Here is an 11,633-nt window from a genome sequence, read left to right as displayed (position 1 = left end):
CATGGCAACTTCATTACAAGATCAACTACTTAAGGCGGGGCTTGCTGACAAGAAGCAAGCCCAAAAAGCGAACAAAGAGCGCCATAAAAAAGTAAAAACCAAGCAAAAAAACAAAAAAGCCGTAATTGTTGATGAAGCAAAAGAGGCGGCCCAGCAAGCCTTGGCGCAAAAGCGGGAAAAAGACAGACAACTGGCTGAGAAACAGCGAGAAATCGCCCAGCATAAGGAATTGGAAGCGCAGGTAGCGAATCTTATAAAAACCAACGCGCAGCCTAAAAATAATGGTGACGTCGTTTTAAACTTCACACACGACAATGTTGTGAAGCGACTTTATGTAAACGAGCGCACGCACAAAGATGTTGCCGACGCGAAACTGGCGGTGGTTTCCTATCAGAACAATCAATATGAGCTGGTTCCGCTACCGGTAGCTGATAAAATCAAATCGCGCTTGCCAAGCGCAGTCATCTACATCGCTGAAACGGCTGACAAGAACCGTGAGCAAGCTAAATCGGATGACGACTGGTACGCTGACTATGACATTCCAGACGATTTAATGTGGTAAGGTTTTTCGGCGATTTTTAGTCTGGAATGGAAACCATAGCGTGCAATTTGCCAAGGCTTAATCCAGGGTTGGCGTCAGCAATGTTATACCGGTTGCTTTTCCAATTGCATTCCACAGCACGCCTACAATTGAATTCCAGACTTTTTCAAGCGTAATCATCAGCAGTCCACGCAAGGTTTTGGCAAAATTAAGCGCCATATCTTCAAGGGAGTCTAAAAAATAATCTCTCAGTTCTTCGTCAATTGCACCACTGAGTACTCCCTGTGCAATTAAATTGGCCTGAGTAGCCAGTGCTTTTAACTGACGCTCTGAAAAGCCGCGAAGTTTAGTAATATCCTCGTTAATAACAGTTGAGGCAGCCTGGGTAATCTCTTGCATAAGCGCGGGAATATCTATCGCCATGGTTATATCCTTATCGTTCTAGAAATGATTCGTAGGTGATAGCTTGATCCAAAGATATCAGGATCTCGTTTTTGAAGGTGGCGACAATAATGGGTTGTAGTCCATTTGCGCAGTCTTGCTCCTGCATTTTAGCAATACTGCTTGCGACCTTATCTAATGCTGCTGCACTGGCTGCTTCATCCATATCTCCTGTGTTCAAGCCTCTCGCGCTAAGCGCAGCGTTAATTTTTTCTAACATATCACTGTCGGGCATCGGGCGAGCTCTTGATTGCAAGGCCAAGGCTTCAAACTGTCCGATAAGCTGGAAATAGCTATTTTGTCGCTGCTCACAGGTATTTGCTCGAGTTCCCGAAGATGTTTCAGCCAAAAATATGAGCGTGTTAGCGGAGGTATCAAGTAGTTGATGATATAAACGCTGATCAAATTGCGGTGCCAGCTGCACCGTGCAAGCACTGAGGGCCACGACGAAAAAGAGTAGGGATGCTGCCTTCATCATATTAAATACAGTACGCATTTATTTTCCTTTGCATTTCTTTTACAAATAAAAGCTAAATACCCATTTACTTATCCATTAACACTGCAAAATCGATACTTCAAGAAGGATACTAGAGCGCTTTAAACAACAATAGTTCGTTTAAAGATAGCGAATAAATGCTAAAAAGTAAAAGCCCACAACAAAGTGGGCTTTATTGAGTTTAGCTATATTTTGTAGCTATATTATGTGTAGCTATCTGTTCAGGCAGATGGCGGTCTTGCCATTGGTGCACTCGATTTAGACGAGGCATTCGCGATTACCGCCGGATTACCTTTGGATTCAAAAGCGCCACGGTTTTCGTCGGTCATTGCGTGTGTTTCACGCGGCTCTGGCATAGTAACACTTTCAGGTTTCGCCATTGGGTGAGATACCCGGTGAGACGCTTTTCGTGCTGGCTTACTCACCTGGATTGACTCACTGTCTGCCTCGCTTGCTTCATCGAGTGCGATTTCAGCCTGCACAGGAGATGTTTCAATACTTGACGAACTTGGCTCCTTACCCGGTTCGGCCGCTGTAGATTCTTCGCTGTTTTCAGCGCTAGGACCTTTCGCAGATATCGCCTCTTTTTGATTTTCTAGTGCTTCAGCTTTCGGTGCTTCAGCCTCTACTGCTATGCTTTCATTAGCCTTTTGTGGATCGTCAGTATCTGCATCAAACGATAACTCAGGCTGTACAACAGAGCTTTCATTGCTCATATCTGATTTCTGATTAGCCTTTTTCACTTCTGTCGGCTTGCTTACGTCAGATTTTGTCTCAGCAACAGTGTTTTCTGACGCCTTATCATTTGCCTTATCACTTGCCTTATCACTTGCCTTATTGTTGGCAACTGCAGCATCGGAAGGGCTGCCAGTATCTTTATCATTTGCTTCAGCAGCATCTGCATCAAGTGCTTTTTCTTTGGCTTGCTTGCGCTTTTGTCCGGCAGCGCGAGCATGTCGTGGAGAGCGACGCGTTCTTTCACGCGATTTTGTTTCACCCTCCTCTTGATCAGGCTGCTCATTTTGACTATCCGCTTGAGAAGCATCGACTGTGCTGCTATCAGCAGACTTTGCTGTATTATGTGCTTCATGTGGTGTTTCATGTGGTGCTTCATGTGCTTCTGTTTCGGCCACAGTTTCTGTTTGCTGTGTGGTCAAAGTCGATGCAGCATTGTGTGTACTTTCAATTTTTTCAATCGGATTATCAACGCTAGCGCTGTCCGTATTTTCAAGCTTACTGTCAGTTTGTGATTGCACTAGCGGACTTGCTTCCTGCGCGTCAGTTTCATCAATCACTCTTACGCTCGGGCGGGCTGGACGTCTTTCACGACGTTTAGCAGGAACCCTTTTACGTGCTTCTTTTTTTGCAGGAGCGGCTTGGTCCTGATTGCCAGAATCAATCTGTTTTGTATCGTTCTGACTTTTATCTACGCTTTCATTATTCGCATTAACACTACTTGTTGTGGCAGCAGATTTATCGGCTGTTCGCTTATTGTTGCGCCCACGTTGTTTATTTTCGTTTCTGCGCTCGTTAGTGCTTTCATTTCGAGACTCTGTTTTATTTTCAGCACGATTATCGTCACTCTTTTCGATGCGGTTTCGGTTGGCACCTTGACGACGTTTGGCATTACGATTTTGTGGACGTTTTTTGTTGTGAGTTCGTTTTTTAGGTTGCTCTTCTTTCTCAGTAAAGAGTCCGGAAAGCCATTTACCGATTTTCTCAAACAAACCGGGCTCGCTTTTTGGCGGTGTAACAGGAGCCTGAGGTGCCTGACTGGGTGCTGTCATGCCTTGCAGGGCAGGTTGTTCGCGCTTAACAGGTGTTGCAGACGGGCTATCGACTTCGTTTTCCGGCTCTTTTACCAGCTCTACGTTATAGCTGATATCGTTAACTACTTCTGATGGTTTGCGACGCAAAATCTGATATCTTGGTGTATCGAGATTTGGATTCGGAATAATCAGTAAGTTGACTTTATGTCGCGATTCCAGGGACTGAATTGACTGCCGTTTTTCGTTAAGTAGATAAGTGGCAACAGCAACAGGTAACTGAGCTTCAATTTGTCCGGTGTTGTCTTTGATGCACTCTTCTTCAATGATCCTTAATACCGATAAGGCCAGAGATTCGTTTCCACGAATGGTTCCATGACCATCGCAGCGAGGGCAAACATTGTGGGCAGACTCACCGAGAGAGGGGCGCAAACGCTGACGCGACATTTCCAGTAGGCCAAAACGTGAAATTTTACCCAACTGTATTCGCGCTCGGTCGCTTTCAACGGCCTGCTTCATTCGGTTTTCAACTTCGCGCTGGTGTTTAACCGGCGACATATCAATAAAATCGATAACCACCAAACCGCCTAAATCCCGTAAACGAAGCTGTCGTGCTATCTCGTCAGCTGCTTCTAGGTTAGTGTTAAAAGCGGTTTCTTCAATGTCACCACCCTTAGTGGCGCGAGAAGAGTTGATATCAATCGATGTGAGAGCTTCTGTAGGGTCGATAACAATTGAACCCCCTGAAGGCAGGCGGACTTCTCGCTGAAAAGCCGATTCAATTTGGCTTTCTATTTGATAATGCGAAAATAAGGGAACACTGCCTTGATAACGTTTAACTCGATTCACAAAGTCAGGTCTGACAATTTCAATGTGTTGCAAAGCCTGCTTGTAAATGGCTTCACTGTCGATAAGGATTTCACCAATATCACGTCTTAAATAATCGCGGATTGCGCGGACTATGACATTACTTTCCTGATGAATTAAGAACGGGGCAGGACGTGATTCGGCGGCTTCGCTGATCTTTTCCCAATAATGTAAAAGCACGCTTAAATCCCATTTAAGCTCTGCTGCAGATTTACCCACGCCGGCAGTGCGAACAATCAGCCCCATTCCATTAGGTACTTCCAACTCGCTCATGGCAGCTTTTAACTCGCTACGCTCATCACCTTCTATACGACGAGAGATACCGCCAGCGCGAGGGTTATTTGGCATGAGTACCAGATAACTTCCCGCTAGTGAGATGAAGGTTGTAAGTGCAGCGCCTTTTTGACCGCGCTCTTCTTTATCGATTTGCACAATCACTTCTGTGCCTTCACTCACTACTTCTTTAATGTTGGGGCGGCCTTCAAATTTGTAGCCTTTGGGAAAGTAGGTTTTTGCGATTTCTTTAAGAGGGAGGAAGCCGTGGCGGTCAGCGCCGTAGTCTACAAATGCAGCTTCGAGACTTGGCTCAACGCGAGTAATGGTGCCTTTGTAGATATTGGCTTTTTTTTGTTCGTGCCCTGGGCTTTCTATGTCAAGATCGTAGAGTTTTTGGCCATCTACTAAGGCCACGCGCAACTCTTCTTGCTGAGTTGCGTTGATTAACATACGTTTCATATTGTCTAGCTCTGTTATTCATCCAGACCTAGTAGCAAACAGATTGTCTGCAGAATCTCTCGATTGTGCGAAGTTCGTATCAAATTAGGCATACAACATGGCGTATGCTGGTGATATTTCTTGTTTTGTTTCTGTATCGAACAAAGCTTTTCCATTGCAGATGCCTGTTTCGTTTTACAGGCTTTTCTGTAACAGCAACAAGTGCTTTGTTAAAAATCTATTCACTACTTCAGTCTTTTTGACTTATTGTATTGGCTCAAATGATCTAAGTTTCGCCGCGAGTTCAAATTCGTTTTCGGGACAAAGATTCATCATTTGAACATGTAATTTACATTTCATTTAGCTTTTAAGTTGTGCCGGTAGCTATTATCTCGTTAAAATATCCAACTAATGCGTGATGTGATTGTGCTAAGTCTCTTAATTTCTGTCACTTGGATTTTTACTTAGGCTTGGGCTTTTTACCCTTCACTGAAACAATCACCATTGAAAGCCACGTTTTTATTCGTTATCAGCTTTAACGGATATGCAACCTACGTGCACAAGTGGTGATAATATCACATAAATTTTTCTTGAGATATGTAATTGTCGAGAATATTTACAGTTTTTTATAAGGTCGTATGACAAATAACTTCGATAAAGTCCAGCTCATCACAATAAGCGAAGATGAACAGGGGCAACGGATTGACAATTTTTTGATTCGCACAATGAAGGGCGTGCCAAAAAGTAAAATCTACCGCATCTTGAGAAAAGGGGAAGTGCGTGTGAATAAAGGGCGCGCCAAACCTGAGTATAAATTAAAGACAAACGATGAATTAAGACTGCCACCCATCAGGCTGGAGCCTCCCGGGCTCAATGAAATTGACACCTCGAAAATCGGCTATCTTGAAGCGGCGATATTGTTTGAAGATGAACGCCTGATTGTGATTAATAAACCCTCAGGCATTGCTGTGCACGGAGGAAGTGGCCTGAGTTTTGGTGTTATTGAGGGGCTTCGGGCATTGCGTCCGAATGCATCTTTTCTGGAATTAGTGCATCGTTTGGATCGCGACACATCAGGTGTCCTATTGATTGCCAAAAAACGGTCTGCTCTTCGTAATTTGCATGAACAGCTAAGGAACAATCAGGTCGATAAAATCTATCATGCCTTAGTGAAGGGACAGTGGCCTGAAAAACGACATAAGGTCAAAGCGCCATTGTTTAAAAATACTTTGCAGGGAGGTGAGCGTGTGGTGCAAGTATCAGAAGAGGGCAAACCCAGTGAAACGCAGTTTCGTATACTGGCGAGCTTTCAGCATGCCACCTTGGTAGAGGCAAAACCGATTACCGGTCGCACTCATCAAATCCGAGTGCACTGCCTGCATGCTGGTCATCCTATTGCCGGAGATGATAAATATGGTGATGCCGACTTTGACAAACATATTAAGTCCCTGGGATGTAATCGTTTGTGTTTGCACGCTGCTCAAATTCGATTTGTTCATCCTAAAACAGGTGAGCAGGTCAAATTTTCTGCGCCATACGACGATAAATTACACGAACTATTAGAAGAAAAAAAAGATGCGATTTAGTCATATAATTTTTGATTGGGACGGCACAGTGATGGACTCCGCGCCAAAAATTATTTCATGTATGCAGTTGGCTGCGAAAAAGTCGCAGTTACCCATTCCTTCAGCGCATGATGTAGCGCAAATAATAGGGATTAGTTTACGGCCGGCCATCGCAAAGCTGTTTAATATTACTGAACGCCGCGCAAATGAGGTTGCTGAGCATTATTCCGCTATTTTCATTGGCGAAGACCAAACACCTTGCCCACTTTTTGAAGGCGCAAAGCCTACACTTGCCAAACTTAAGCAGCGGCATATTTTGGGAGTTGCCACGGGGAAAGCGCGCAGGGGGCTTGAGCGTGCTTGGGAAAATACCCAATCGGCTCATTTTTTTGATGCATCCCGGTGCGCAGATGATGCTGAGTCCAAACCTTCTCCAGATATGCTTGAACAGTTGCTTGAATATTGGCAGGTTGAACCGCAGCAAGTTCTTATGGTCGGAGATACCGTGTTTGATATGCAAATGGCTGAAGCAATTGGAATGCCGCGACTTGGTGTTTCCTATGGAGTTCATAGTGCAGAAGCGCTTGAGCAACATCGACCGATCGCTATCATAGACAGCTTTGCAGACATTCTGGAGCACGTTTAATTCGATTAATTTATATCGGTAGATTGGTATTTCGATGAATCGATAACAGCGCTGGCTAATCGTTATACAAAACGCTATACAAAAAAGGATGCGATACATGAAGATGATCAATATTAGTAGAATCAGTGTGAGAAAACTCTTGCTTCTTTCGGCGTTGGTGACCTTGGTTTTTTCTATACAAAGTGCGTATGCCCAGACCGTAAGAACAATTGCTGTTACCGGCACAGCAAAAATGGATGTGGCGCCCAATGCGTTTACGATGAACTTTACTTTTGAAGACAAAGGCGCAGATTTAGTCAGCATCAAAAGCGCGGTAGACAGAAAAGTCGAGAATGCAACGCAAACCTTACTGGAGAAAGGTGTCAGCGAAAAGAACATTCGTTCTATGGATGTGACGGTTTATCCCTGGGTCGAAAATGTGAGCAGAGAGCGCATCAATAAAGGGTTTGTATATCGTCGCACCGTTTATTTTACGCATGATAAAATCGACACCTTTGATAGTTTAATCAAGGATATTGCAAGTTTGTCGCCCTCGCAAATTGGACAATTGGCGCTCATTAATGAGGATGTGGAAAGCTTGCAGCAGAACCTCATAAATGAAGCCCTGGAAAACGCCAGAATTAAAGCTGAAGCGATGGCGAAAACAATGAAAATGGAAGTAGGGCATCTCATTTTTATGAGTGACGGTACAAGACCACCAGAGAATATGTTCAAGAACGATGGAAGAATGCGCATGGCAGATGCTGCAGAATCATTTTCTCAGTCTTTACCGGGAGAAAATACGCTAAGTGCTCAGGTCGAAGTGGTATTTGAAGTACACACCTTGTCGCGAAACTAGCGCAGCTATTCACGACACTTGGTTTTTACACTATTTAGAATAGGAAACATGCTTGAATCAAACAAACTTGAATCAAAAATCCATGCTTTATTCTCAGTTGTGCTTGCAAGCTAAAGCAATTATTGAAGATGAAACTGATCTCATTGCAAATTTGGCTAATATCAGCGCCTTACTTTTTAATAGCCTCGAAGATGTCAACTGGGCCGGGTTTTATTTATTGAAAGACGGGCGAGACAATACGCAACAGTTGGTACTTGGTCCTTTTCAGGGACAAGTGGCATGCATTCGCATCAATATTGGAAAAGGCGTTTGTGGCACTGCCGCATCAACTTTAAAAACGCAAGTGGTTGAGGATGTTCATCAATTTGCAGGCCACATTGCCTGTGATGCTGCGTCGAATTCAGAAATTGTGCTTCCTATTATTATAGATGGACGTTTGATAGGTGTGCTTGATATAGATAGCCCGAAATTTGCAAGGTTTGACAATGATGACGCTGTGGGCCTGGAAAATCTGGTCAAGATCTTGATTGAGCAAATTCGCAAGGGCGAAAAATAAGAAAATGAAGCATTTGGTCGATATACATATGGTGTTAAGCACGCCAGAGGATATGGAAGATTATCACGACGATCCAGAAGCTGCGAGCGACTCGCTCAATATGGTACTGCACATGGTGTATGACAAAGCAGACGATGACATGGCTCCGGATAAGTTAGAAGAATACCTGACGAACACTTGGGAATATTGGCATCAGGAGCGTCATTTAGCAGATATTGAGGTTGACGATTTACTCGATTGGGTGGATCATCTTCTGAATAATTGAAATAATGCTGACAAGAGCCGCTTTGTATTTTGCTAACGCTTTTGCAAATCGCATTTCCAACACTCAACATAAGATAATTTGATGGAACAACAAAAACTCACGAACGTTAAAGAAACACTCACTTTTTTAGCCGAGCGTTTTCCAAAATGCTTCGTATTAGAAGGTGAAGTAAAGCCTCTTAAAATAGGTATTTTTCAAGATTTAGCTAAGGAGTTGGAAGACTCTGAGCAAGTTAGCAAGCGATTATTACGCATGTCGCTTCGTCACTATACCAGCGGATGGAAATATTTAGCCTCGGTAAAAGAGGGTAATCACAGAGTTGATTTGCATGGCGAGTTAGGCGAAAAGGTCGAGGCTCAGCATGCTGAACATGCGCAAGAGCAGCTAAAGGAAAGCAAACAAAAAGCTGCAGAAAAGCGTCAGCAGCAACGCGCGCAGAATAAACCTGAAAATAAAAGCGGTAAACCCAAGCGGGCTCACAGAGCAAACATTCCCGGGGGCACTAAATCGGCAGCGGAGAAAGCTCAGCGTAAAGGAAAAGCTCCGGCACACGCAAAGTTAAATGTTGCGCCATTGACCGAAAATGCATTAAAAGTGGGTTTAAAAGTGTCAGTAAAAGTAGGCAAGCAACCAATGCCGGCTGTTGTTACCGAGGTGGGTAAAGATGGTGTTTTTGTGCAACTAAATTCAGGAATGACAGTCAAAGTGCAACAACAACAGCTTCGGGCGTTGGTGGAGTAAGCATTCATTTATAAGGTACCGCAAATGCAGAAAGTGCAGCAGAAAGTGCAGAAAAAAGTGCATAAGAAAGTGCAGATGAGAGCGAAATCAAAAATGCGCTCATTAATACGCAAAACAGGCTATAGCATCATCGCTATGGGGCTTGCACTCAGTTTAGGCAGTGCGCAAGCGAAGGTAGTGACTGAGAAACTTGTCATTCCAGAGCTGGAGCAAGAAAAACAGCATTCAATCGCGGCAAAGCGCATTTCAGACCTTTTTACCCGCGCGCACTACAAAAAGGTTGATATTGATGACGCCTTGTCCGAAAAGGTATACGAGCGCTATTTAGATGCGCTTGATATCAGTAAACACTTCTTCTTAAGTTCAGATATTGCGAAATTTGCAGAAAATCGGGATAAGTTCGATGAAGCAATTCGAATCGGTGATTTGCAAATTGCCTACGATATGTATGAGCAGAATCTGCAGCGCCGTCAAGAGCGATACGAATATGCACTAAGTCTTCTGGATGAACCTTTTGATTTTGCCAAAGAAGGCGACAAGTTTTATTACGATAGAGAAGATTCGGACTGGGCGGGCAGCACGGCTGAATTGGATGAACTTTGGCGTCAACGTGTCAAATATGATGCTTTAAACCTCAAGCTGGCAGATAAGACGTGGGAAGAAACCCAGGATATTCTTCAAAAGCGCTATAATCGTGCTATCAAGCGTTTGACCCAAACTAAAAGCGAAGATGTGTTCCAGGCAGTCATGAATTCATTTGCCCGAAGCATAGAAGCGCATACAAGCTATCTCTCTCCGCAACGTACGGAACGTTTCCAAATGGATATGAATTTATCCTTTGAGGGCATAGGTGCTGTGCTTGAGCTTGAAGATGATCACACAACCATCAAGAGCGTTGTAGCAGGCGGACCTGCTGACAAATCGGGTGAAATTAAGCCAACGGATAAAATCATTGGTGTTGCACAGGAAGACGAGGATGCCTTTACGGATGTAGTGGGCTGGCGCTTGGATGAGGTGGTAGAACTTATTAAAGGGCCCAAAGGCAGCCAGGTAAAACTTCAGGTGCAAAAGGGCGGTACAAGCAGTAAAAAAGTAGTAGAAGTCGCCATCACGCGGGACAAGATTAAACTTGAAGATAGAGCAGCAAAATCCGAGATTATCGAGCAGCAGGAAGGCCCAAATGCCGGTAAGAAAATTGGCGTGATTGAAATTCCTTCTTTTTATCATCAGCTTCACGTTGATGTAATGAAGCTGCTTAACGAACTTAAGAGTGAAAATATTGACGGGTTGATTGTAGATTTACGCGGTAATGGCGGTGGCTCGCTGCCCGAGGCTGTTGCGCTTAGCGGCTTATTTATCGATAAGGGCCCCGTGGTGCAAATTCGTCATGAAAGTGGTCATATCGAAGTTAATAGAGATAAAGACGGTTTAGTGCAATATGACGGTCCACTTACCGTACTGGTTGACAGATTTAGTGCATCGGCGAGTGAGATTTTTGCTGCGGCTATGCAAGATTTTAATCGTGCAATTATCATCGGTGAACAAACCTTCGGAAAAGGCACTGTACAACAGCATCGCTCATTGAGCCGCGTTTATGACTTTTTCGACAATAAGCTAGGTGCGGTGCAATTTACCATGGCAAAGTTCTATCGTATCAATGGTGGCAGTACGCAGCACAAGGGTGTTAAACCAGATATTTTGTATCCAACTGCGATAGATCCTGAAGAGTGGGGTGAAAGCAGGGAAGAGAACGCCTTGCCGTGGGATAGTATCCGCAGAGCAAATTACACAAGCTTGCCAACCACATCTAACACGGTTGATATCTTAACTGCCAAGCACGCTGCAAGAACGCTTAAAGATCCTGAGTTCCAGTATATCTTTGAAGATATCGAAGAGTACAACAAGAACAAGGATAAAAAATACATTTCCTTAGTTGAAGCTGAGAGAATTGCTGAGAAAGAGGAAAGTGAAGCGAAACAGCTTGCACGAATTAATGAACGTCTTGAGCGCTTAGGGCTTGAAAAGCTTAGCTCGCTCGAAGAAGATGTGCCAGAGGCGCTTGAAGAAATTGACCCGTTTTTAACTGAGGCGGCGAATATTACCTTCGACATGATTGATTCAGGTAGCTATGCCTTCCACCGTGGACCTTAGTGAATAAAAGAATAAAAAGATACTTGCGTAAAACCAAGTATCTTTT

11 protein-coding genes are annotated in these 11,633 nt (G+C 44.0%); 8 read left to right on the top strand and 3 right to left on the bottom strand.

Translation table 11 applies throughout. The features are described from left to right. The first annotated feature begins 1 nt into the window (after position 1). Positions 2 to 562 (top strand): DUF2058 domain-containing protein, encoded by a 561-nt coding sequence (locus D6V41_RS00280; protein WP_136249500.1) that lies wholly within the window; start codon positions 2 to 4, stop codon positions 560 to 562. Positions 563 to 619: 57 nt separating this feature from the next. On the opposite strand, the gene D6V41_RS00275 is transcribed toward D6V41_RS00280, so the two are convergent. From D6V41_RS00275 to rne, 3 genes are all read right to left on the bottom strand, one after another. Then, positions 620 to 964: a hypothetical protein gene (locus tag D6V41_RS00275; RefSeq protein WP_168710916.1), complete on the bottom strand. Its 345-nt coding sequence runs from the start codon at positions 962 to 964 to the stop codon at positions 620 to 622. Positions 965 to 974: 10 nt separating this feature from the next. Further along, positions 975 to 1,478 (bottom strand): hypothetical protein, encoded by a 504-nt coding sequence (locus tag D6V41_RS00270; protein ID WP_136249498.1) that lies wholly within the window; start codon positions 1,476 to 1,478, stop codon positions 975 to 977. 221 nt (positions 1,479 to 1,699) lie between these two features. Then, on the bottom strand, positions 1,700 to 4,846 hold the full coding sequence (gene rne / locus D6V41_RS00265) for a ribonuclease E (protein WP_241664375.1): 3,147 nt from the start codon (positions 4,844 to 4,846) through the stop codon (positions 1,700 to 1,702). A 617-nt stretch (positions 4,847 to 5,463) separates the two neighbouring features. On the opposite strand from rne, the gene rluC reads away from it, so the two are divergent. From rluC to prc, 7 genes are all read left to right on the top strand, one after another. Then, positions 5,464 to 6,411 (top strand): 23S rRNA pseudouridine(955/2504/2580) synthase RluC, encoded by a 948-nt coding sequence (gene rluC / locus D6V41_RS00260; protein ID WP_136249497.1) that lies wholly within the window; start codon positions 5,464 to 5,466, stop codon positions 6,409 to 6,411. Beyond that, positions 6,401 to 7,036 (top strand): HAD family hydrolase, encoded by a 636-nt coding sequence (locus D6V41_RS00255; RefSeq protein ID WP_136249496.1) that lies wholly within the window; start codon positions 6,401 to 6,403, stop codon positions 7,034 to 7,036. The genes rluC and D6V41_RS00255 overlap by 11 nt, the downstream gene beginning before the upstream one ends. Before the next feature lie 97 nt (positions 7,037 to 7,133). Beyond that, positions 7,134 to 7,874, top strand: a complete 741-nt coding sequence (locus D6V41_RS00250; protein ID WP_168710915.1) for an SIMPL domain-containing protein — start codon at positions 7,134 to 7,136, stop codon at positions 7,872 to 7,874. Positions 7,875 to 7,956: 82 nt separating this feature from the next. Beyond that, positions 7,957 to 8,430 carry a GAF domain-containing protein gene (locus D6V41_RS00245; RefSeq protein ID WP_136250046.1) on the top strand — a complete coding sequence of 158 codons (474 nt, stop codon included), beginning with the start codon at positions 7,957 to 7,959 and terminating at the stop codon, positions 8,428 to 8,430. A 4-nt stretch (positions 8,431 to 8,434) separates the two neighbouring features. Continuing rightward, positions 8,435 to 8,695 (top strand): hypothetical protein, encoded by a 261-nt coding sequence (locus D6V41_RS00240; protein ID WP_136249494.1) that lies wholly within the window; start codon positions 8,435 to 8,437, stop codon positions 8,693 to 8,695. Between the two features lie 78 nt (positions 8,696 to 8,773). After that, a complete protein-coding gene (gene proQ / locus D6V41_RS00235) occupies positions 8,774 to 9,436 on the top strand; it encodes an RNA chaperone ProQ (RefSeq protein ID WP_136249493.1) in 663 nt (220 codons plus the stop codon). Between the two features lie 93 nt (positions 9,437 to 9,529). Beyond that, positions 9,530 to 11,587 carry a carboxy terminal-processing peptidase gene (gene prc, locus D6V41_RS00230; RefSeq protein ID WP_421907469.1) on the top strand — a complete coding sequence of 686 codons (2,058 nt, stop codon included), beginning with the start codon at positions 9,530 to 9,532 and terminating at the stop codon, positions 11,585 to 11,587. Positions 11,588 to 11,633 lie beyond the last annotated feature (46 nt).

The sequence above is a fragment of the Ningiella ruwaisensis genome, from assembly GCF_004798935.1.
GTDB lineage: Bacteria > Pseudomonadota > Gammaproteobacteria > Enterobacterales > Alteromonadaceae > Glaciecola > Glaciecola ruwaisensis.
This window is presented reverse-complemented; position numbering and strand designations above follow the sequence as displayed.